This is a genomic window from Chryseobacterium sp. SN22, from assembly GCF_008329705.1.
In the GTDB taxonomy this organism is placed as follows: Bacteria; Bacteroidota; Bacteroidia; order Flavobacteriales; family Weeksellaceae; genus Chryseobacterium.
On sequence record NZ_VTSX01000010.1, the window covers coordinates 20,242 to 44,123 of the forward strand.

General features: G+C 41.7%; 21 protein-coding genes. 11 read left to right on the forward strand and 10 right to left on the reverse strand.

From position 1 onward, the window contains the following. Positions 1-63: 63 nt before the first annotated feature. Complete coding sequence (dnaG, locus tag FY557_RS08175; RefSeq protein ID WP_149246774.1) at positions 64-2,046, reverse strand: DNA primase; 1,983 nt, start codon at positions 2,044-2,046, stop codon at positions 64-66. A gap of 258 nt (positions 2,047-2,304) precedes the next feature. Here dnaG and FY557_RS08180 point away from each other — a divergent pair, with 258 nt between their 5' ends. The 10 genes from FY557_RS08180 to FY557_RS08225 all read left to right on the forward strand — a co-directional run bounded on the left by FY557_RS08180 (position 2,305) and on the right by FY557_RS08225 (position 11,220). Further along, a complete protein-coding gene (locus tag FY557_RS08180) occupies positions 2,305-2,919 on the forward strand; it encodes a transglycosylase domain-containing protein (RefSeq protein ID WP_149246775.1) in 615 nt (204 codons plus the stop codon). A 157-nt stretch (positions 2,920-3,076) separates the two neighbouring features. Beyond that, the gene (gene tsaE, locus FY557_RS08185; RefSeq protein WP_149246776.1) at positions 3,077-3,484 is read left to right on the forward strand and encodes a tRNA (adenosine(37)-N6)-threonylcarbamoyltransferase complex ATPase subunit type 1 TsaE; all 408 of its coding nucleotides are present in this window, start codon (positions 3,077-3,079) and stop codon (positions 3,482-3,484) included. Positions 3,485-3,563: 79 nt separating this feature from the next. After that, complete coding sequence (locus FY557_RS08190) at positions 3,564-4,757, forward strand: alanine dehydrogenase (protein ID WP_149246777.1); 1,194 nt, start codon at positions 3,564-3,566, stop codon at positions 4,755-4,757. Then, a complete protein-coding gene (locus tag FY557_RS08195) occupies positions 4,757-5,128 on the forward strand; it encodes a hypothetical protein (RefSeq protein ID WP_149246778.1) in 372 nt (123 codons plus the stop codon). The genes FY557_RS08190 and FY557_RS08195 overlap by 1 nt, the downstream gene beginning before the upstream one ends. A 22-nt stretch (positions 5,129-5,150) precedes the next feature. Further along, positions 5,151-5,636, forward strand: a complete 486-nt coding sequence (locus FY557_RS08200) for a hypothetical protein (protein WP_185151685.1) — start codon at positions 5,151-5,153, stop codon at positions 5,634-5,636. Between the two features lie 30 nt (positions 5,637-5,666). Continuing rightward, a complete protein-coding gene (locus tag FY557_RS08205) occupies positions 5,667-6,437 on the forward strand; it encodes a histidine kinase (RefSeq protein WP_149246780.1) in 771 nt (256 codons plus the stop codon). Beyond that, positions 6,415-7,125: a LytR/AlgR family response regulator transcription factor gene (locus tag FY557_RS08210; RefSeq protein ID WP_149246781.1), complete on the forward strand. Its 711-nt coding sequence runs from the start codon at positions 6,415-6,417 to the stop codon at positions 7,123-7,125. Before FY557_RS08205 ends, FY557_RS08210 begins: the two co-directional genes overlap by 23 nt. Before the next feature lie 108 nt (positions 7,126-7,233). Further along, positions 7,234-7,623 carry a hypothetical protein gene (locus tag FY557_RS08215; protein WP_149246782.1) on the forward strand — a complete coding sequence of 130 codons (390 nt, stop codon included), beginning with the start codon at positions 7,234-7,236 and terminating at the stop codon, positions 7,621-7,623. A gap of 103 nt (positions 7,624-7,726) precedes the next feature. Beyond that, entirely contained in the window at positions 7,727-10,018 is a 2,292-nt protein-coding gene (locus tag FY557_RS08220; RefSeq protein WP_149246783.1) for a cation:proton antiporter, read from the forward strand. Between the two features lie 356 nt (positions 10,019-10,374). After that, positions 10,375-11,220 carry a prephenate dehydrogenase gene (locus FY557_RS08225; protein ID WP_149246784.1) on the forward strand — a complete coding sequence of 282 codons (846 nt, stop codon included), beginning with the start codon at positions 10,375-10,377 and terminating at the stop codon, positions 11,218-11,220. 44 nt (positions 11,221-11,264) lie between these two features. Here the strand turns inward: FY557_RS08225 and FY557_RS08230 are convergent, their stop codons facing one another. Then, entirely contained in the window at positions 11,265-11,630 is a 366-nt protein-coding gene (locus FY557_RS08230; protein WP_149246785.1) for a winged helix-turn-helix transcriptional regulator, read from the reverse strand. A gap of 90 nt (positions 11,631-11,720) precedes the next feature. Here FY557_RS08230 and FY557_RS08235 point away from each other — a divergent pair, with 90 nt between their 5' ends. After that, a complete protein-coding gene (locus tag FY557_RS08235; protein WP_149246786.1) occupies positions 11,721-12,251 on the forward strand; it encodes an NAD(P)H-dependent oxidoreductase in 531 nt (176 codons plus the stop codon). 189 nt (positions 12,252-12,440) lie between these two features. On the opposite strand, the gene FY557_RS08240 is transcribed toward FY557_RS08235, so the two are convergent. From FY557_RS08240 to FY557_RS08275, 8 genes are all read right to left on the reverse strand, one after another. Further along, entirely contained in the window at positions 12,441-15,194 is a 2,754-nt protein-coding gene (locus FY557_RS08240; RefSeq protein ID WP_149246787.1) for a fibronectin type III domain-containing protein, read from the reverse strand. A gap of 540 nt (positions 15,195-15,734) precedes the next feature. After that, entirely contained in the window at positions 15,735-16,727 is a 993-nt protein-coding gene (locus FY557_RS08245; RefSeq protein WP_149246788.1) for a phosphotransferase, read from the reverse strand. A 159-nt stretch (positions 16,728-16,886) separates the two neighbouring features. Then, complete coding sequence (locus FY557_RS08250) at positions 16,887-17,945, reverse strand: hypothetical protein (protein WP_149246789.1); 1,059 nt, start codon at positions 17,943-17,945, stop codon at positions 16,887-16,889. A 288-nt stretch (positions 17,946-18,233) separates the two neighbouring features. Beyond that, positions 18,234-18,905, reverse strand: coding sequence for a hypothetical protein (locus FY557_RS08255; protein WP_149246790.1), 672 nt, complete (start codon positions 18,903-18,905; stop codon positions 18,234-18,236). A gap of 60 nt (positions 18,906-18,965) precedes the next feature. Continuing rightward, positions 18,966-20,384 carry an L-serine ammonia-lyase gene (locus FY557_RS08260; protein WP_149246791.1) on the reverse strand — a complete coding sequence of 473 codons (1,419 nt, stop codon included), beginning with the start codon at positions 20,382-20,384 and terminating at the stop codon, positions 18,966-18,968. A 632-nt stretch (positions 20,385-21,016) separates the two neighbouring features. Beyond that, a complete protein-coding gene (locus tag FY557_RS08265) occupies positions 21,017-22,360 on the reverse strand; it encodes an ammonium transporter (RefSeq protein WP_149246792.1) in 1,344 nt (447 codons plus the stop codon). A gap of 108 nt (positions 22,361-22,468) precedes the next feature. Further along, entirely contained in the window at positions 22,469-23,110 is a 642-nt protein-coding gene (locus tag FY557_RS08270; RefSeq protein ID WP_149246793.1) for an alpha/beta hydrolase, read from the reverse strand. A gap of 82 nt (positions 23,111-23,192) precedes the next feature. Beyond that, entirely contained in the window at positions 23,193-23,828 is a 636-nt protein-coding gene (locus tag FY557_RS08275) for a YceI family protein (RefSeq protein WP_149246794.1), read from the reverse strand. Between the last annotated feature and the right edge of the window lie 54 nt (positions 23,829-23,882).

A 23,882-nucleotide genomic window follows, 5' to 3' on the forward strand; every position in this document is an offset into this window, starting at 1 on the left:
AACTTTTATTCCTAAAATTTTATAGGACTTTTTGTCACAGAAGTGAAGTACGATTGTCTGACCCTATCTTTTTCGGTTGACATAAATCCCTTTAATAGGCGAATATTCGATCATCTGGCTTAATTTGATAGATGCCTGCTTCATCAGCATGATCTTCTGAAGAAGTTCAAAATACTTTACCTGGTCGGAATCTCTGTACTGTTCCAGATCTTTGGCTGTCTTTGCAATCAGATAATCGATGTACCGGTATTTGTGGAGTAAAATATCCCCTTTCACCTGATCGGCGATCTTATCCCCGTAATTCGGCGGAAATATATTTCTGGAAGCCCAGTTTTCAAGTTCGTTGGCCGGAAGCAGCGCATCAACTACTTTTGCCGTAATTTCTTCATCCATAAAGGTGATAAAGAAGTTTCCGCTCCTTAATTCTTCATTCTGAATTCCTTCTTTTACGTGCCCGATGATAATTTCATTCCCTTTTACCAGGAAACGGTATTCCTCTTCATCGAAATGGTAAAGGATTTCTTCAATAACGGTAATCTGGTATTCCTCTTCGCTTTCGTTTCTCCTTTTCAGCACAATATCGCCGAACATCAGCATGTGATCGATCAGCTTATTTTCCATAAACAGAACTTCAAAGAGGAACGGGTCGGATTTTTCTTCATCCAGAGGCACCACATCCATTTTTACCGGAGCGACTTCCTTCTGCTGCTGTACGTGATGCGTCTGGCCCTGCGTAATCTGCTTCTGGACATTGAGTTCATTAAATAAACTCTGCTCCGAAAGGCCGAACTTACCGGAAACCTGCTTCAGGTACACCTCTCTTTTCAAAGCATTCTGAACGAAAGAAACTGATTTTACAATATCCCGGATCGCCTCAGCTTTCTTAATAGGATCATCGCCAATGTCTTTCAACAGGATCTCTGCCTTAAAATCGATGAAATCCATCGCTTCATTTTCGATGAATTTCTCTACATACTCCTGAGAATGCTTTCGGGCAAAAGAATCGGGATCATCACCATCAGGAAACAGCAGGACACGGATGTTCATCCCTTCGGTGAGCAGCATGTCGATGCTTCTGAAGCTGGCCTTGATTCCGGCATTGTCCCCGTCAAAAAGAATGGTCACGTTTTCAGTCAGCCTTTTAATGAGCTTAATCTGTTCCGTGGTCAGGGAAGTCCCGGAACTTGCCACCACATTTTCGATGCCCGACATATGAAGCGAGATCACGTCCATATATCCTTCTACCAAAAGACAGACATTTTTCCTTGAAATGGCCTGCTTGCTTTGGTTCAGGCCGTACAGGACATTCGATTTATGGTAAATTTCCGTCTCCGGAGAGTTGAGGTACTTGGCTGTTTTTACATTATTCCTCAGGATCCTTGCCCCGAATCCCAGTACCCTCCCCGAAAAGCTGTGGATCGGGAACATCACCCTTTCCCGGAAACGGTCGATGCCGGCCGGTGAATTCTCAGGGAAAATTGAAAGCCCGGATTTCTCCAGAAGATCTTTAGAGTAGCCTTTTTCCAGGGCATATTCGGTGAATGCGTTTTTCTTTTCCGGGGAGTACCCAAGCTGGAATTTTTTAATGATGTCATCACGGAGTTCCCGCTCTTTAAAATAAGAAAGACCGATGTTTTTCCCTTCCTCCACTTCCCAAAGGAAGTTCTGAAAGAAATCATTGGCTACTTCATGGATTTTATAGAGCTGGTCCCGCTCCGATTGCGCCATCTTTGCCTCCTCGGAAAAATCTTTCTGGTCTTCTTCGATCTCAATGCCGTATTTTTTGGCAGCATGCCGAAGCGCTTCGGGATAGGTAAAGTTTTCGATTTCCATTAAAAAAGAAATCGCCGTTCCGCCTTTCCCGGTAGAGAAATCCTTCCAGATCTGCTTGCTGGCCGACACCACAAAGCTCGGCGTCTTTTCTTCGTGAAACGGGCTGAGCCCTTTGAAATTAGACCCTGCCCTTTTCAGCTGCACATATTCGCCTACAATCTCCTCAACGCGGATTGTGGAAAATATTTTATCAATGGTCTGCTTAGAAATCATGTGCAAAAATAGACAAAATTTAGGTTTTGTTGGTAAGATATTCGGTAATTGCCCGATAAGTTTTATGATGGCAAAGCATGTCTGTTGGATTGCGCAAAAAGCGAGAAGATCCGGAAAAAGACAGTGCTTTTGAGCCACAAAGGATTTGAATTTATCAAATTTACACTATGATAGTTTATTAATTATTTTTCAATACGCAAGACTTAATTTTATAAGGAATAAAATCTTATTTTTGAAATAAATAATAACCATTTACCGATGATAAAATACATCCGATGGGTTTTCACATTACTTTTTGCCATATTTGTTTTATTTGTCCTGTATCTGGAATTCGGAGGAAAGTATATCCTCAATACTTTCGACAAGAGATCTATAACTTATGAAATAAAAAGCAACAGAAAACTTCCTGAGAATTTTATCCTTTTTTATAATACCATCTATCCGAATTCCCTGTCTTCCAATTCCTGGAATTACAGACTATCCTCGTTATTGAAATCCGGATCTTCAGGAAAAGACTGCCCGTGCAGCCAGACAGCTTATAGGTTGTTTCCCGTTTTAGAAATTCATAACAAAAAAGGGATCGATGAGTTTTTAACCGCACGGTATATTGAGCGTCATTTCAGTCAGAAAGAATGCCTTGCCTTTAACTTTAGTCATTTTGATTTTTTGAAAAACGGAAAAGGAATATTTACAGTTTCAAAATCTTTATTTCAAAAGGAACTTAAAGATCTAAAGCCCCTTGAAATGGCAGAAATTGTAGCTTTATATGAAAATCCTGTCAGATACAACCGTTTCAGAAATCCTGAAAAAGCTCAAAAACGAGCAGAACATTTTTATACCCTTTATCTAAATAATTTCAAAACGAAGAATTAATTTTTAATCTAACAGGTAAAATTACATAACCTAATCTTATATGAGAGCCTGGGTTGTGATATCTACCAAAAACTTCCAGCTTCCATCACCCCTCTTCCAGCTATAAACCGGATCACTCCTTCAATTCCCGTTAAATAATTATCTTTGTTTTAAAAATATGCAACTCACGATTCACCATATGGAGGACTGGCAGTCCGTCGCGGAAACAGTTATTTCAGAATTACAGCACAATATTTTATTGCTAAAGGGAAACCTCGGTGCCGGGAAAACCACTTTTACCCAGTTTCTGCTGAAGAATCTCGGGAGCACCGACGAAGTAAATTCCCCTACCTACTCCATCGTCAACGAATACACTACCCCGAAAGGAAAAGTTTACCATTTTGACCTGTACCGCCTGAAAAACATTGAGGAAGCCTACGACATCGGTATTGAAGAATATCTCGACAACGCTTTTCTCTGCATCATCGAATGGCCGGAAGTATACGAAGAAGACCTCCATGGGCTTAAGTACCACGAAATGAGCATCATCAATACCGGGGAAAACAGAGAAATCACATTCAGGTAAATCGTTTAAATATTATGTATCTTTGCTCCTGAATTTGAATGTAAAATAACGATCTGTAAGAACCTAATTATTTTAAAGGATGAGTACTACAAACATTTTTACTCCTTTTACCGAAGAGGAACTGATGCCGAAAGAAGAAAAGCTGGAGGTCATTAAAAAAGGAAAACAGTTCAGCATAGGAATTCCCAAGGAGACTTCGCTGAATGAAAGAAGAACCTGTATAACCCCCGATGCTGTGCAGGTTTTAGTAGAAAGTGGTCATGAAATCATCATTGAGGCAGGAGCCGGGGAAGGTTCATTTTTTACAGATCTGCAATACTCAGAATCAGGTGCCAGGATTACCAATGATCCGAAAGAAGCCTTTTCGCAGGACCTGATCCTGAAAATCAATCCGCCTACCGAAGACGAAATCGATTATATGCGCCCGAATACCTATCTGGTTTCGGCACTGCAGATCAACCTGCGCGATAAAACCTACTTCCTGAAGCTGGCTGAAAAAAAGGTGAATGCCATTGCCTTTGAATTTATTGTGGATGAATACAAGCAGTTGGCCCTTGTAAGGCTGGTCGGGGAAATTGCAGGAACTGTATCCATTCTTTATGCGTCCGAGCTGCTGGCGCTGTCCAACGGACTCATGCTGGGCGGAATCACCGGGGTAAGACCGGCAGAAGTGGTGATTATCGGAGCCGGGATCGTAGGTGAATTTGCTACAAAGGCCGCCATCGGTCTGGGAGCCAGCGTAAGGGTTTTCGACAATTCCCTTTCCAAGCTGAGAAGGCTTCATACGCTGGTTGACAGCAGGGTCCCTACCTCGATTATCGATCCCAAAGAACTTAAAAAGGCCCTGAGAAGAGCCGATGTTGTTATCGGAGCCCTTCCCAGACTGAATATGACGCCGATCGTAACGGAAGATATGGTGATGAAAATGAAAAAAGGCAGCGTCATCATTGATATTACCATTGATAACGGAAAAGTGATCGAAACTTCCGAGCTTACCAATATGGAAGATCCGTACATCATCAAACACGGCGTGATCCACTGCGGACTTCCGAACCTGACCTCCAGAATGCCACGGACTACGACAAAAGCCATTTCCAATTTCTTCCTTTCCTACATTTTAAATTACGATGAGGAAGGCGGCTTCGAAAATATGCTGGTGCGCAAAAACGAAATGAAACAAAGCCTTTATATGTACAAAGGCCGGCATACGAAAAAAATCATCTGCGACCGTTTCGGGCTTACCTATCACGATATCAATCTTTTAATTTTCTAATGAAGAAACTCAAGTTTTACATGATCGGTCTCATTCCGGGACTTGTAATCGTATTTTTTATATTGAACAAAAAAGGGGCAAGCTGTACCGGATATCTTCCGAACAGCCGGGTGATCGCAGAAACCCTGTCTAAAGATTTTAAATATTCCGACCGTTTTAAAGCAGAAATGACGGCTTTGAAAATCGACGAAAAATTTTTAAAAGACAGCATCATCACCAAAGGGAAGATCGATTTCGATAAAAGCCACGCACAAAAGAAGCCATGCCCGGACTACCTGCTGACCTATCCTGAGGACCAGCCGAAGTATGAAATCATGTTTGAAAAATGTGAGGAACAGGCAACGATGAATTCTCTGAAGAAGCTGAGATAATCTACCGGTATTTAATTTTAAAGTGAAAATAAAAAGTATCTCCTGTTTATTAATTATCACATGTGCTTTAAGTTCCTGTGAGGCATTCCTGAAATATCAGGGAAATGTATACAACTCGAAAAATGAGCCCGTTGAGAATGCCAGAATATCTCTGATTCTTCAGAAAAAATATAAATTTGAATATATGAGCGAAAGATTGGATACCCTCTCTTCAGCCGAAAGAAAGAAATTAAGAAAAAAGGGAATAAAGGACAACTTTAGATATACCTATCGTGGACTGGTTGAACCCGTTCCCCTGTATACAGATAAAAATGAGTATTTTGAGACAAGATCTATTCTTGTAGGATGCCCTTTTAAATGCCCAAAGGCCGCAATACAAGTTGAAAAAGATACGGTTGTTAAAATATTTCCAATAGAAGAACCGAAAGAAACGGAATACAATAATGACAGTTTATCACTGAGGAATTTTAGAGAAAGACCTCCAAAAAAACTCTCACTTGTTTTATAACTCAATCTAAAAATTTCTAAATAATATTCCATGGACGGCAATTACTACATGATTTACGATTACCTGATCTTTGTCGGGGTATTTGCCATTTTCTTTTTCCTGACGGTCAGCATCTATTTATTTATTGAAAACCGGAAAATCAAGCGCAGGAACGCCCGGCTTTCGGGATCGAATAAAATGATCCAGCAACGCCTGAACGAAGTCCAGCTTGAGCAGATCGGTACCAAGCTGAATCCGCATCTGTTTAAAAACATCCTGAATTCCGTCCAGTCGCATGCTTATCACACCTATATGTCCCTGGATAAGCTGGCAAATGTCCTCGATTATATCCTGTACGAAAGCAACAATAAATTTGTAAGTCCGAAAGAAGAACTGAATTTTGCCTTAAGCCTGATTGAGATCAATAAAATCAAGATCAACCCGCTTTTTGATTTCAGGATCAAATCCAGGATCAATAAATCCGATGAAATTTATGAAGAGAAAGTTTTTGCCCCGCTGCTTTCGGTAGACCTGATTGAAAATGCTTTTAAACATACGGATTTCCTGGCGGAGGATTCTTTTATTGCCATTCAACTGGAACTTGAAGAACGCATCTTTACCATGAAGGTAAGCAACAAAGCCTCACTGAAAAATATCCTGGAAAAAGAAAAAAGCGGTTTCGGAAGCCAGTCGCTGGACCAGAGGCTGAAAATGATCTACGCTGACTTTTACACGCTTTATAAAACCTCAAAAAACGGTATCTTCACGGCGGAATTAACAATCAATTTAGGAGAATTCTATGATAAAATGCGTTATTCTTGATGATGAATTGCTGGCCATCAGCTACCTGAAGCTGCTGTGCGAACAGATTGAAGAAGTGGAAGTGATAAAAGCGTTCAACGATCCTAAAATATTCCTAAACGAGATTGAAAACATCGACTGCAATGTCTGCATCCTGGACATTGAAATGCCAGGAATGAACGGACTCCAGGTTGCCGAACTGATTTCCGGTTCAAAAAAAATCATCTTTACGACCGCTTATAAAGAATATGCTGCTGAAGCATTCGATCTGAATGTCGTGGATTACGTCCGCAAGCCGATTAAAAAAGAAAGGCTTACCCAGGCTTTTGAGAAAGCAGCAGAACTGCTCCGGAAATCCCACAAAAAAGACTTCATCGAATGGAATACCAACATCGGTAAAACAGTGATCTTCACCGACCAGATCGCCTACATCAAAACTTCCGAAATCGACAGCCGCGATAAAGACATTATGCTGAACGACGGAACCCATATCATTCTCAAAAACCTGAATTTTAAAAGCCTTCTGGAAATGCTTCCCACAAAAGACTTTGCCCAGGTAAATAAAAAAGAGATTATCGCCAGGTCTTCCGTTAAAGTATTTTCGACCAATGAAATTATTACGACCATTCTTTCGGAAAACGATCATTTTTTAAAGCTTCAGATTGGTGAAGCCTACCGGACGTCATTAATGGAAATGTTCGGAAAATAAATTTTTCAAAGCTTTCCGGTTTCATTACAGATTCCGGCAGGTTGATTACAACGGCCTGTATAAGCCGTTTGTCCAACGTATTTTAGCGCCTGACTAAATAATTTTACAATGAAAAGACTTATGTATGCAGGCGGAATCTTTATCTCTTTTCTTTGCTTTTCCCAGGAAACAAAATCTGAAATAAAAGCTTCGTTTTTCGACGGAATTGTAGTAGCCGGTTATGTAGATCATGGAGCGTTTATCAACTTTACCGGCCCGAATATCAGTTTTAAAAACAAGGATTTTAAACTGATGCTGGGTATGCTGCCTTCTTTGAGAATAAAAGAAGACCGGTCGGAAGGAACCAGAAACAGCCCTGTTATGCCAACGCTAGGTGCCGGTGCAACGGTAGTTTATAAAAATTTAGCCTTGCAGGTTCCTGTTTATTACAATACCAAAACTTCTTCTGCAAACGGAACCTGGAAAGCAGGAATCGGTCTGGGCTATTCTTTCCGGTAGGCTTTTATTACATTATTTGTGACGTTTGTTACATTTAAAAAAAATCAATGCCCATCAACCATATATTCTTAAGAAATTTACAGGCATAAAATTGAAACGAACTATGAATTTTGGAAAATACAAGAACATTATTTTCTACCTCAGTACCATCGCTTTTTTTTCATGCCTGATGTACTGGTTTTTTGTGGAGGGAAAAACCTTGGAGATCGGAGAGCATATTGCACCGGCTAAATCGACAGGCGATACGATGTGGCAGAACTTTGTAGATTCATTTCTTACCAATCTCCATCATCCTCTGGCCCTGTTGCTGGCCCAGATCGTTACCATTATTATGGTGGCCAAACTTTTCGGATGGATCTGTATAAAGCTGAAGCAGCCTTCCGTAATCGGTGAAATGATTGCCGGGATCGTTTTGGGGCCTTCCCTTTTCGGGATGTATTTCCCGGAGCTTTCCGCGCTTATCTTCCCGAAGGAATCGCTGCCGAACCTGCAGTTCCTGAGCCAGATCGGCCTGATCCTCTTTATGTACATCGTCGGAATGGAGCTTGACCTGAGCGTCCTCAGAAAAAAAGCGCACGACGCAGTGGTCATCAGCCATGCCAGTATTATTTTCCCTTTTGCCTTAGGGGTCGGGCTATCGTATTTTATTTATAAAGAATTTGCGCCGGACGGCATCCAGTTCAGCTCATTTGCCCTCTTTATCGCCATTGCCATGAGCATCACGGCATTTCCCGTACTGGCCAGGATTGTCCAGGAAAGAAATCTCCATAAAACCAAAATAGGAACAGTAGTCATTACCTGTGCGGCAGCCGATGATATTACCGCCTGGTGTATTCTGGCAGCGGTTATTGCCATTGTAAAAGCAGGATCTTTTTCAGGATCAGTCTTTGTTATTTTAATGGCGGTTCTTTACGTATTTATCATGATTAAAGCAGTACGTCCTTTTCTGGCAAGGATTGCCGAGGCACAGAAAGGAAAAGGCTTTATCAGCAAAGCCCTGGTGGCCGTGTTTTTCCTGATTCTCATTATTTCGGCGTATGCCACTGAGGTAATCGGTATCCACGCCCTTTTCGGAGCCTTCATGGCCGGGGCCATTATGCCGGAGAATGTGAAATTCCGCAGCCTGTTTATCGAAAAAGTTGAAGATGTCGCCCTGGTTTTGCTGCTTCCGCTCTTCTTTGTATTTACGGGACTCCGAACCCAGATCGGATTGCTGAATGATCCGCATCTCTGGAAAATCGGCGGATTCATTATCCTGACGGCGGTGGTCGGGAAATTTGTGGGAAGCGCCCTGACGGCAAAATTCCTGAACCTGAGCTGGAAAGACAGCCTTACGATCGGAGCCCTGATGAATACCCGTGGATTAACCGAGCTTATTGTCCTGAATATCGGCTATGACCTTGGCGTTCTGGGACCTGAACTTTTTGCCATGCTCGTGATTATGGCCCTGTTTACCACGTTCATGACGGGACCCTGTCTTGACCTGATCAACTATCTTTTCAAAGGAAAAAAATCTTCCCTGGAAGATGAGGATGAAAATAGTGAAGATGATTCCAAATACAGGGTACTGCTGTCTTTTGAAACCCCCGGATCAGGAAGCACCCTCTTGAAACTTGCAGATAATTTTACCCGTAAGATGAACGGCAATAAAAGCGTAACCGCTATGAATATTGCTCCTGTAGATGAGCTTCACACTTTTGACATCAACCATTTTGAAAAAGAACAGTTTAGAAATGTTATCGAAACCTCGAATGATCTGGATCTTGAAGTAACGACTCTTTTCAAAGCATCCACCGATGTCGAAAATGATCTTACCAATATTACCAACAGAGGAAATTACGACCTTCTCCTGATTATGCCCGGAAAATCGATGTACGAAGGCAGTTTGCTCGGAAGACTGCTGGGTTTCACCACAAAGATCATCAATCCGGAAAAGCTGCTGAATACCGTAAAAGGAAAAGGAAATATTTTCAACACCTCTCCTTTTGACGATTCTACCCTTCAGATTTTGGATAAAACCAACATTCCCGTAGGCATTCTGGTAGAAAAGAATTTTACTTCTGCCGACCGGGTTTTTATCCCGATCTTCAATCTGAGCGACTTTTATCTGCTGGAATATGCCAAACGGCTCATCAATAACAATAATTCCCAGATCATTATCCTGGATGTTGCCGGACAGATCCGCACCAATATTGAAGTGAAAGAGCTTATTAGAAGTATTGAACAGGTAGCACCGAACCACATCACCCTTTATAACGAGAAAAAAATTGAGAAAGAATTTCTTGATGGCCAGGACTTAATGCTGATCAGCAGCAAGAGCTGGAAAAACCTGATCGACACCAAGAGTTTATGGCTGTCGGATATTCCTTCCACTTTGATTATCTCAAATCCTTGATGGTGGATGGTGAATTTACTTTGCAGTCAATGGTTAATTTTCAGTTACCAGAAAAACATTTGCAAGGCAAAATTCACCATTCACTTTTATAAACAGTCAATCAACTTTGTTGTGAATCAGCTCCGTTATCAATTGTTAATTGCCGAAAAAATTTACCTCCAAGGCAAATTGACAATTCATATTTCATTATTCCTTTTTAATTTTTAATTAAAAAAAATTACTTATCTTCGTTTTGTGATTACAATCAACGGAACATATTATTACGGAATTTTTACCTCAGCTTTGGGATAAGGATTTTGTATATCAATAACATCAGCCTCGTCCTCGGACGGGGCTTTTTATTTAGGATTTAAAGGATGAAAATAAGTATTATAGGGGTCGGACTGATCGGCGGGTCGATGGCATTAAAATTAAGAACCAAAGGAATAGCCGATTTCATTTACGGAACAGACCATAGCGAAAAGCACCTTAACGAAGCGCTGGAGTTAAATATAATCGACGAAAAGGCTGATCTGGAAAACGGAATTAAAAACTCTGACCTGATTATACTTGCCATTCCGGTGGACGCAGCCAAAAAACTATTGCCTAAAGTATTGGATCTGGTTTCGGAACGCCAGACCGTAATGGATGCCGGTTCCACAAAAGCAGGGATTGTGAGTGCTGTAAAAGATCACCCTAACCGGGCCAGGTTTGTTGCTTTCCATCCGATGTGGGGAACGGAAAACAACGGTCCGAAATCTGCCGTTTCGGAAAGTTTTTCCGGAAAAGCCGGTGTGATCTGCAACCAGGAGGAGTCTGCCGCAGATGCTCTGCACCTGGTAGAAAAGGTAGCAGAAAGCCTGGACATGCACCTGATCTATATGAGCGCTGAAAGCCATGACATACATACGGCTTACATCTCCCATATCTCCCACATTACATCTTATGCTTTGGCCAACACGGTCTTGGAAAAAGAACGCGAAGAAGAAACCATCTTCCAGCTGGCCAGCTCGGGCTTTTCCAGCACCGTCCGTCTCGCAAAATCCCATCCCGAGATGTGGGTGCCGATCTTTAAACAGAACAAAGAAAACGTGCTGGATGTTCTTAATGAGCATATTTCCCAGTTGAGAAAGTTTAAATCTGCGCTGGAAAAGGAAAATTTCGAATATCTGGGTGAACTGATTTCCAATGCGAACAAGATCCGGGGGATTCTGGAGAAATAAATTAGCGGCAAGCACCCGGATAACCTTTCTGCTTAATATAGAAGTCAGTCAACCTCTATTAATTTCTTATGCAATGTTCCCCAATTATCTAATTCCTGTATAACAGGTCTTAGCTTATAACCGATTTCTGTAAGTTCATATTCAACCCGCGGAGGAACTTCTGCGTAAACGGTTCTTGTAATGATCCTGTCTTCTTCCAACTTTCGCAGATGGAGCGTAAGCATACGATCGGTAATATTCACGAGGCTTTTTTTCAGTTCCCCAAATCTCAGCTTCCCATTCAAGAGATAGCTGCAGATGGCCAATGACCACTGTCCGCCGATAAGTTTTGAAGCATATAGCTCCGGGCATTCGTCTGAAAGGGCTTTTTTATTTGCAAAATTAGTAGATGTATCCTTTATTTTACCCATTACTTACATTTTTGATGGTACCTAACAATTTGCTGCAAATATAGCTATTGCAGGTTACATATATTATTTTTGTAATGTAAAATGTAAAGTATGAAATCATTAGTTATCATCATTCATCCTACTATGGAAAATTCTTTGATCAATAAAAGATGGAAAGAAGAACTTGAAAAATTTCCGGAAAAGTTTGCTGTTCATGACTTGTATGAAGCCTATCCGGCCGGAAATATAAATGTTGAAAAAGAACAGAAACTCATTGAAGCTTACGAGAAGATTATCTTTCAGTTTCCTTTTTATTGGTTCAGCAGTCCGCCGTTACTTAAAAAATGGTTTGATGAGGTTCTCTTATACGGCTGGGCTTTCGGAAGCAAAAGCGGATATAAATTAAAGGATAAAAAAATCGCTTTAGCTGTATCTACAGGAGTGGATAGAGAAGGATACAGTGAATCGGGAAAATATAAATATACAATGGATGAGCTGCTGAGGCCATTTGAACTTACTTTTAAGTACGTTAAGGCCGATTATAAAAAACCTTTTATTTATTACGGTTCGGAACAGGAACTTCCCCATGAATTTATTGAAGAAAGCATTCTGTCATACCTGGATTTTATTGTACACTTATAGAAACCGATAAAATAATGCAGGTATACACATAAGATTTAATGATATTCAATTTAACTTTTTTGAATTAGCAGCTCATCAGGTCCTCTGCTGATCAGCTCCGCCTCAGGCGGGAAATCTTATTTTCTCCAAAATAAAAAATCCAATCTGTAAATAACAAATTGGATTTTCAAGTTTGACATGATAAAAATTTTATTCGATCACGAGTTTCAGGGTAAACAGTTTCCTGGTATATACTTTTACGAAATAGATGCCTTTCGGCAGATTTTCGTTGAGTAATGAGAATTTCTGATCATTTATGTTTTTGGTTTCATACAATAATTGTCCTGCGGCAGATAAAAGCTGAATTTTTTCAATAGGATAATCGCTTCTGATAAAAGTCGGCTCCCCCGGCTTTGCAGGATTAGGATACAGAATAACATTCTTTTCGGTGCTGCTGTGGGACTCACCTGTACCTAAAGAACTGCTTACCACCTGAAAAGAAACCCTGTTTGAAACTTCCGTATAGGAATCATTGGTAAACATCACCATATAGTAATTTCCGGCAGTTGTCGGGATACCGTTCACGCTTCCGGTAATGGTTTTTGTCCCCTGCGTTACTCCGTCAAAATAAGTATATGACGTAAACTGATCGTTCGGGGTCTGTACGCTCTGCGGATAAATGCCCAGCCAGTCTTTGATGATGCCGGGAGAATCCGTCCAGGAGGCCGTGATGTTTTCACCCAGCGTATACACCGGCTTATTGATCCAAAGATCCGTAACGATATCGCCTACTTTAAAGAAAACTTTTTCCCCGATTTGTGTATAACCGTCTTCTAAAAGATATGTTGCATAATAGTATCCTTTCGGTAAGCCGGTGAAATTCTTTGTTCCTGCAGCAGTGGTAACGTAGCTCCACATCGCTGAAGGATTGGCCGATCCCGGAACCTGGCCCATTTTATAAATTCCGATCCAGTCTTTGGTAAGATTCGGGCCGTTGGAATAATTGATGGTGACTGTTCCTCCCACAGGATACGAATCTGCTGTCGCCTGCAGAACGACTTTTGGCCCGACATAGAAGCTTTTCCTGCCGGTAATTTCAGTGTATCCGTTATTGGCAAAGAATCCTGCAAAATACTGCCCTTTTGCAGTTAATCCCGTATTGAAATTCGCAGTTCCTGAAGTCTGGCCATTTGTGTATTTATAGGTCTGCGAAGTTACGGAAGCGGGATTCTGACCTTTCCTGTAAATTCCGATCCAGTCCTGCTGATTTCCCGGCCCGTCCGTAAAAGTAGCCAGAATGGCTTCATTCTGAAGGTATTCGGTTTTGTTTAAAACCAACGCAGGATTGGACACAACGCTTCCTGTTATCTCGAACTGTTTGGGATCGCTCCACTCGCTCCACTCAAGGTTCCGGTCTCTGTAACGTACTTTTACATAGTAAACCCCGTTGGTAATGGAGTTGGCTGCAATAGTTGCCTGGGTAATATCCACTCCGGCGTTCAGGTTTTTCGTAACATCCGGATTCCCCGTACCGTCCTTCCCGAACCAGTTTTCAAAATCCCTGTAAAATTCTTTATCGATCACGGAAAAATCCGGAGTCTTGCTGATAAGAAAATGTGTGGTATTAAGAAGCTCTGAGGTACTTGTTGAAAATCCACTTCCATTTAACGTTAAAGGCAGCGTCATGGGTGCTGTAAAAACATTGGTTACGGAAGGTTTTGCGGGTTTGGCTAAATTTTTATATCTGTGGAAACTGTCGACCAACACACTGTTTTTCTGTTGATAAATACTTCCTATCGAATAGCTTTCAATATCTGCTTTACCATGGGTTACATCTACTTCGATGATTTGGTAGGTCCAGTCTGTTAGTGTTTTCTGTACGTCATCGAAATCCTGTTCGTTAGACATTCCCCAATACTGGTCCCAGGCCGTCCCTCCGGAAATAATCTGGTAATGCGGAGAATTTTTAAGCTGGCCTCTATGATACAGATGATGATGGGCGCCGATATGCATCAGGTATTTATCTGACGCAGTAAGCATCGGTACGGCGGTATTCCTTACCCATGTTGAGATATCCCCTACGTACTGCTCAGCCTGATACGGCCGGTGACTCAGGGAAATGATCCACTGAACGGTATTGTCGGTAGCAGCAGCATTCAGCACTTGCTGCAGCCACATCTGCTGTGCAGAACCGGTATGTTCCGAACTCAGGCTTACAAACAGAACATTCCCTGCTTGTTGGGCATAATAATTTTCATTTCCTGAAGTAATATTTTTATAGCTCAGTTCATCAACATAGAAATGCGCATAATAAGAGCTCATTCCTAAAGTTCCGTACGTCTCATGATTTCCTACGGTTGTCTGAATGGGAAGGTAGGGCGAAAGCTTTTGGTTTTTCTTAAAATGCACATTTTCATAATGATCCAGTGTACCGACATCTACCTGATCGCCCACCATAAAAGTAAGGGCAACATTGTCAGAGGGATCGGCCGTCGCCCCAAACCGCTGCTTGATTTTCCGGTAAGCATGGTAATTGAGAGAATCATATCTTGGCTCGTTTTTAAGCTGATTGTCTCCCATGATCAGGAATCTTATTTTCCCGTCTGCAGTTGCCGCCTGCCCCGGCAAAGGAAGCGTACGGAAATTATATACCGAAGATTCTAATGTTCCTGTTTTGATTTTGTAATAATATTTTGTGTTTGGCTGAAGATTGGTGACCTTGGCGGTATGATAGTAATAATTATTGCTATATCCGGTATCGGAAAAAATATTGGTAGTTCCCGTCACCGTTACATCAAGGTTAGCCGGTGACGTACCGTAATAAACGGTTGTTTCATTATCCGAAGATGTTTTCCAGTTTACAATCATCGAACTGGGCGTAGGGTTCTGTAAATATGGGACAAGGGTCTGCCCGAAACAGAGGCCCGATACCAGGCAGCAAAGCAGCAGTAAATAATGTTTCATAAATTGATTTTAGGATTTAATTTTAATGGCCAAATCTAGGCTCTTGATGTTACTGTGCCGTTACCGGTCTGTTAAATAATACTTAATAATTTTATTTTTTCATTGACCTGTATTTGCAGCTTTATCTATCCCACTTATGAAATTCATAACTGTTATTTTCTTTTTCGTTCTGTTGCCTTTCCATGCACAGGCATGAATCCCTTTAACACCCTATACAATGCAAAGTAGTGATCGGAGGCAATTCCAAATCCCGGGGCCGGAATGATGGTATTTGTTACTCCCACCAGCCAGCTTGCTGTCTATAATGGCAGGAAAGGATCTCCCTGGCGAAAACCGTGATACCGTAAAATCCTTTTGTAATCCATACCGATTATAAAATAAGCAACCAAGGCAAAATTGTTCTGCCCTGGTTTTTGTTTTATATATCTTATAATAAGCTTTGAATTGCTTTGGATACAATAAAGATTGAATTTATATCTATTTATTGTGCAAAATCGGACGTTTGTTGTTTTTGTTCTGCTCAGTCAGATTGTTAAATTTTTATTCAATCTCAATCTGATGATAGGCCATCCACCGTTTCAGATTTCCAGCCATTCTTTTTAAATGATCTTCATTCAGGAAAATATTGGTCCAGTAATCAAACCGGTCGCACTGAACACTGATGTAATAAGTCATAATGGCCAAACAGGCGAAAGGTAAAAACTTTTTTTCTTCATTAGTGATCTTGGTTACCAACTCATATCCTTTGAGGAAATGGTCTGCTTTTGCCTGATATTCTTCTTCGTTCAGATGAGTGGAAAATAACTGGAACAGGAAATACGAAATGTCAAAGCATAAATAACCGTTGCCGCAAAAATCGAAGTCGAAAAATGTGATTTCCTTATCATTGTCAATGTGCAGATTGTCGAACCAGACGTCAAGATGTACCGCTCCGTACCTCATATTTTGCTGGTTAAGGTTTTCCATTTTCGGCATCAAAAAAGCAGAAAGGGTTTGCAGAAATTCAATTTCGCTGATGTTCTTACGATAAAATCCTTTTGCTTTTAAAACAGGATCCTGAAGTAAGTTGCGGACATTGTAAGACATTCTCTTCAGCTGGAGATTTTCCGTCGTTTGATGTACTTTTGCCAGAGCCTGCCCGATGAGAAAACTGGCCTGTTGTGAAAATTTAGCCGTTTTTATACCTTTTGCATATGAAAACAAAACACCGAACCTTGTTCCTTCCGGTGCTTCAATTTCCTGAATCAGTTGGCCCGACTGATCCGTTATCGGGAATGCGATCTGTCGGCCGGCCTCTTTCAGAATATTTAAAAGCCTCAGTTCTTCTTCGATTTCCAATCTTGTCCGCCAATGATGGGTATATACTCTGAAAACGTATTGGGTCCCGTTATCATGAACGATATATAAATGATTCATTGCCAGCCGGAATATGCTGCATTCCGCTTGAGCGCTCAGTCCGTATTTTTGCCGGATAAGTTTACCCAGTCCGTCAGGTGAAAGTGTACTGTTGATTACCGGAAATTTCTCTGTCATCAATTCTTGGTTTTTAGCGGAGTGCAAATATAAACAATTGCGAATACAGTGTATCCGCAATTGAAAAGTATAGTAAAATTAATGATGGAGTCTTAGCCTATTTACGGTTGTATTATCGATTACTTATGTTTTCAAAGACGCTATAAAACAGAATCCTGCTTATTCTTTTTCTTTTACTTTAATCTGTCTGATCATTCCACTGCCTGCGCCATTGCTCAACTGCTGCACTTTCCCGTTTTTCCAATAAGTGGCTGCAGAGCCTCCACCCTGGATCTGCTGATATCCGGAAACATAAATATTATCACCTGAAACATCGATACCAAGGCCAAATGAACCTTCTCCTCCTACTGTAACCGGTGAACCGTTTTTCCAGTATCTGGCAACGAAAGACTGACCGTTAGAAGAAAGGCCGGTGCCTGCGATATAGACCTCATTGTCTTTTACGGCAATCGCCATTCCGCCTGCATAAGGCGTCCCGTCCTGGATTAGCACAGGCGATGAAAGATTCTTTGAATATCTGGTCTGCAGCTGTCCCGAACCGTTGTAAACGACAGACCACATCATATAGACATTGTTTCCGGATACAGCTATATCCTGATCCGATGCGGTGGTTGTCTGGTCAGAAAGATCGGTGCGCTGGCCATTTTTCCAGTAACAGGTTACAGGAGTCAGCCAGTTCTGCATCCGGCGTTCTCCGATGACATAGACATCACTGCCCACTACGGCAATTCCCGTAGCTACGGAATTCTGCGAATCATCACTTAAGGTCATCAGGACTCCGTTTTTCCAGTATTTGGCAGCATACGTACTTTCTCCCGGTTTCAGTTCCTGCCCGGCGACATAAATGTCATTCCCGCTGATAAAAATACCGTTGGCAAAGGCATCCCGTGATCCGTCGGTAAGGTCGGTTGCTACTCCGTTCTTCCAGTAGCGGGCCACATATTTCCCCGCAGAATTTGCTTCATAGCCTACAGCATGTACATCATCCCCGGAAACAACCATATCCATAACGTCAGAACCACCGGAACCTTTTCCTAACAAGACGCCCGTACTGTTCTTCCAGTATTTGGCTTTATAGTCTTCGCGGCCTGCGGTATATACGGTAGGTCCGTCCTGCTCGGTAGGGGCATCTTCCTCATTACTGTCACGGCACTGTACAGCGGCAATTCCCGTGAATAAAACGAAAGAGGTCATGTAAAAAAGAGATCTGATGTTCATAAAATAAATTATTTGTTGAACATTCCATTTCAAAAAACGAGCCGCAAGAAGTTATTTTAATAAATAAACTAAAGGTTTAATTAAGCCCTTTACTTTTAGATAAATTATTCATTTTCATTAAATTCAGCCTACTTCGCCAATAACAAAAAGAAAAATTATGGAAACTATTGTTCTATTGCTTCAGTTTTCAAGCTTATCTATTTCCAACCTGTGGAAACACAGATTACTACCATTTAAAAAAAATCTCTCCTGATCAGAGCCAGGAGAGATTTCTATGATGGTAAATTTTTAAAATTTCATCAGCATCCCTACCCCATTGCCGTCATTAACGACATAATAGACTGGCGTAAATTTTCCGGCATCTGCATTCTGATATTCCTTCACCGCATTTCTCATCTGGGCACCGCCTGCGATTTTCATGACGACCCCTCCGGCCATCGCAATAATCCCACAGATAAGAGGTGTTGAGGAGCCCTTCTTTGCCGCGCCTGATGACAGTGTAGATTTCTCTGCTTTTGAAACATTGGAAAGACCGCCGATCAGAAAGGCCGCACCACCGCCGATAATCAGTCCGCTTCCGATATCGCTGACGGTTCTTCCGGATTTATAACTGCGGTTATTTTGTCTGAGATAGCCTCTGATTTCGGATAGGGAAGTTAGTTTTTCTTCCTTTCTTTCAGTCAGAGCAGGAGATACTGAGGTATTTTCAGCAGATACCGGATTTTCAGGATTTGTCTTTTCCAGGATGCTTTTTACTGAATTATCATATAAAAACTCTTCAATTCCGGTTTGTGCATTTTTATAGGTTACCTTTCCTTTTTCATATTTCAGGTCCCGGTATTCAATTGTTGTATTGTCTTGAGTAACGATCGTTCCTTTAGAAGAATTTGCAGGAATAGAGATTTGCGAATACGCAGCCAAAGAAGCTACAGCAAATAAAAGCGTAAAAATCTTTTTCATGGTTTAATTAAATTTCCGGCAAAAATATCTCTTTTGTTTAAAACCACAAAGTTTTTAAAATTAACATTCCGGAACATTCACTGCAATAGCCAGCCCGCCTTCCGAGGTCTCCTTGAACCGGTCGTTCATCGATAAGGCGGTTTCCCACATTGTCTGGATCACCTCGTCCAGGGTCACTTTCGCTTTTGCCGGATCACTTTCCAAAGCAATATTGGCAGCGGTAATGGCCTTAATGGCACCCATTGTATTTCTTTCGATACAAGGAATCTGCACAAGACCCCTGATCGGGTCGCAGGTTAATCCCAAATGGTGCTCCATCGCAATTTCTGCCGCCATTAAAACCTGGCCTACGCTTCCGCCGAGAATTTCCGTAAGTCCGGCTGCCGCCATGGCTGAAGAAACCCCGACTTCTGCCTGGCAGCCTCCCATTGCTGCAGAGATGGTTGCATTTTTTTTGAACAATGTTCCGATTTCCCCTGCAACCAGAAGAAACCGTACAATATCGTCCTCACTGGTAAAATCGGTAAATGCCTGCGCGTACATCAGAACTGCCGGGATAACGCCGCTTGCCCCGTTAGTGGGAGCGGTAATAATCCTTCCGAAGCTTGCATTTTCTTCGTTTACCGCCAATGCAAAGCAGGAAATCCATTTGTTGATATTGGTAAAGTTCTCTTCGGCATCCACCACCTGCCGGAACCATTCGTCTTTGTTTTTATAAATTTTATCGCCCAATAATTTCCGGTTCATTCCCGCAGCCCGCCGGGAAACATTCAGTCCGCCGGGAAGAACACCTTCCTTATTGACGCCCTTGTAAATGCATTCTTTGATCTGCTGCCAGATGTAAAGGGCTTCTGCTTTTGTTTCTTCCTGGGATCTCCAGCTTTCTTCGTTCATAAAGATCAGGTCGGAAATCCTGCTGAGGCCCAGCTTTTCGCAGTACTTAACGATATCCGAGGACTTATGGCAGGGATACAGTGTACGGATACAATGCTTATCGATGGATTTTTTTTCCTGGCTCATGATAAAACCCCCGCCGACGGAATAAAAATCCTGTTCCAGCTCGGTTCCGTCTTCAAAAACAGCCCTGAAAATCATTCCGTTCGGATGGTAATCCAGCGATTTTTGCATATTCAGCACCAGATGGAGCCCGTAAATAAAAGGAATTTCTTTTTCGCCACCCAGGTTGATGGTTTGCGTACTTTTTATGGTTCCGATTTTCTCGTCGATCTTTGTTGTATCAATGATCCGGAAATCTTCGCCGTTCAGCCCCAGCATTCCGGCAATATCGGTGCCGTGCCCGATTCCCGTTTTGGCCAGCGACCCGAAGAATTCCAGGAACACCTCCTTCACTTCAGCGATTGACCGCTCTCTTTTTATAATCCTGATAAATGCCGAAGCGGCATTCCATGGGCCCATGGTATGCGAACTGGAAGGTCCTATTCCTACTTTTATAATCTCAAAAACCGATATTGATTCCATATAGAAAATGCATCATTTTTCCTCAACACAAAGATACACGATAAATTGAGATGCAAAAGCCGGCGGTAAAAAAATGGTAAAAGGTAAAAAGTCAATTAGCTTCGCAGTCAATTTCTTCGAGTCAACCGTAAATTTTTATTTCTTAATTCACCATTCACTTTTAAAATCGACTTGTGCAGCAAGATTTACTCTGGTTATGGTTAATGGTCAATTCCTTCGGGTGAATATTGAATTGCTTTTAATTCACAATTTGCATTATGCCAATTGTAAATTCTTTGAGTCAATGGCAATTTAAAATTCCGTAAAATTCACAATTTACCATTCACTTCCCAGACCATCCCGTCAAAAATGCTTTGAATTTTCGCCACCCCTTCCACTTTCGGAGGAGAATTGCGGTTAAGGCATTTCAGCATCCAACAATTTTATCAAAGATAAAATCCTGGCGTCTTTTGATACAAAGCTTTTAAAGTCCTCTTGTGCGATTGTGTTTTCCAATAATCACTACTTATCAGAAACTTGATGTGCTCCCATAAGTGAAACGGCTTAGCGAAATTTGAAGGCAGTTTGCATTTAAAAAAACTCTGTAGGCTCTGGGTTCAGGCAAAAGCTTCTTTAAAATTCACCATTAACCATTAACAAAGCCTCTCTTCATGCTGCGAAATATCCAGTCCCAGGTCTTCCGATTCTTCGGAAACCCTCAGGGTGATAATGCGGTTGGTAATTTTATACAGAAGCAGGGAACCGAAAAATGCAAACAGCGATACCAGGACCAGGGCCATCATGTGATGGGCGAAAACCCCAATTCCGCCATGAAGCAGACTGGCGTTTTCACCGTGGGCAAAGATGGCCGTTAAGATCATTCCCATGATTCCGCCAACCCCATGACAGGCAAAAACATCCAGGGTGTCATCAATTTTCTTTAATGCCTTCCAGTTCACCATCAGGTTGGAAACAATCGCGGCAATGAATCCGATGAATAAGCTTTCCGAAACCGAAACAAAACCGCAGGCCGGCGTAATGGCGACCAGCCCGACCACCGCGCCGATGCACGCTCCCATCGCGGAAACTTTTCTTTTATTGATCCTGTCGAAAAAGATCCAGGTCATCATGGCGGAAGCCGAAGCAATGGTTGTCGTCCCGAAAGCCGTCGCTGCCGTAGCATTGGCACTTAAAGCGGAACCTGCATTGAACCCAAACCAGCCGAACCAGAGCATTCCCGTTCCCAGCATCACATAGGAAATATTGGATGGTTCGTGGTGAGGCCTTTTCCGGTTTCCTACCACCATGGCGCCTGCCAGTGCTGCAAAACCGGCACTCATGTGAACCACGGTTCCGCCGGCGAAATCTTTAACACCGAAATATTTATTCAGAAGGCCATCGGGATGCCAAACCATGTGACAAAGCGGCGTATAGATAAAAACGCTGAAAAGCACCATGAATAGCAGATAAGAGATAAAGCGTACCCGTTCTGCGAAAGAACCGGTAATTAATGCCGGTGTAATCACCGCAAATTTCATCTGGAAAAGGGCAAAGAGGATAAAAGGAATCGTAGATGCCATTGCCTTATGCGGCAGGACTCCGACCCTGCTGAAAAACGGATAGCTCAAAGGGTTCCCGATAATTCCGTAATGTTCGCCGTTGATGGTGAAGCCGATGGAGTCTCCGAACGAAAGGGAAAAACCGACTACGACCCAAAGCATGGAAATAACACCCAAGGCAATAAAGCTTTGCAACATTGTAGAAATCACATTTTTCTTCCCGACCATTCCGCCGTAGAAAAAAGAAAGACCGGGAGTCATCAAAAGGACCAGGCCCGCCGCTGCCAGAATCCAGGCCACATCAGCCCCTACAATTTTATCTTCGCTCAGAAATTCTCCGGTATTCGGAAAATCTGCAATGGGACTCCAGAATAATCCGCCTACTGCTACCAGAGCTATAAGGCTGAATGAAACGATCCATTTTAAACCTACTGTCATAAAGTTTATGTTTTACCCTTTCAAAAGTAAGTATAAATTCTAGAAAAAAAATTAAAAAAAAACACACCCCCTTTAATTTTAATAAAAATTTAAAATTAAATTAAATTTCTAATTCAACACCCCTTCCAAAATAATGGTAACTTCCTTAAACTTTGTAATAGGAAATAAATGAGTCCCGCCTTTTATAATATAATCGGGTCTTGAATTTTTTATCGGAAAGACGATATCCTTGTCGCCCATGATCTGTACCACTTCCGGACTTTCATCGAATTTCCAGTCGGAGATCTTTTCAATAGACCATTTCAGGTAATACGGATCGCGCACCCGGAAATATTGCAGAACCTTCGGATTCCGCGGATCGAAAAATTTACGGACAACGGAATACATATTGGTGGTTCGCTCGTTGAAAAAGATAAGCGGAAGAATCTTCGGGATCCTGGTGAGCTGGCCGGTTCTTATCAGGCGTGATTTTTCTTTATCGGATTTGATGCTTCCGAGAATCACAACCTTCCGTGCCGGCTTCAGTTTATTGATTTCCTGAACCATAAGCCCCCCGAAAGAATATCCGACCAGGTAAAATGGCGCCGAGTCATCAATTTTTTCAGCCATTCTTTTCACATAGCCCGGGAATTCCTCATTAAGAAAAGGAATCAGCCAGTCTATAAAAACAACCTCATGGCGCTTTGGAAACTGAATCTTTTCCAATACTTTGAAATCTGCGCCCAATCCGCTTACGACATATATTTTCATAATACTAAATTAAAAAATTCAGACAAAAAATAAGCGGCTTCCTAAAAAACCGCTCATTCTTATTGTTTACAAGACTGGTGTCTTATTTTTTCTTTTTTACAGGCGTTCTGTTTTCATTATCCAACACGGCTGTTGAAAGCTTGAACTGGATATCCATTTCGTTTTTGATGAAATAATCTTTCAGCGAAGATTGGTAGAATACTTTGAAATCTCTTCTGTTCAGTGAGAATTTGGCGGATTCGATTACTACGGTAAACTGGGTGATATAAACGTTGGCAGGGAAAGTAATGGTCTTTCTTACTCCTTTGATGGTTACATCTCCGTAAACGGTAGAATTGTAATCGCTGTTTGCCAGAGGGATGATTTTTGTTAAATGGAATTTGGCAAGCGGAAACTTTTTAACGTCGAAAAAGTTGGAGCTTTTAAGATCGTTTGTCAGTTTTACCATATCCTCATCCTGGCTTGAAACGTCCCCGGCCATAATCGATTTCATATCGATCACGAACTCTCCGTCTACCAAAACCGTTTTATCGAAAGTAAACTTCCCGCTTTTCAGCTTTATTGTTCCGGAATGGGTTGTAGGAACTGTTTTTACCACTTTATATCCCCACCACCTGATCTCCGACGAGGTTACTTTTACCACTTTATCACCTTTCTTCTGTCCGAAAACAAATGATATACTTACGCACATCATCGCAAACAATAGTAATCTTTTCATTCTTTTTTATTTACAATTCAACAAAAATAAAAAAAAGTGTAGAACTTCTACACT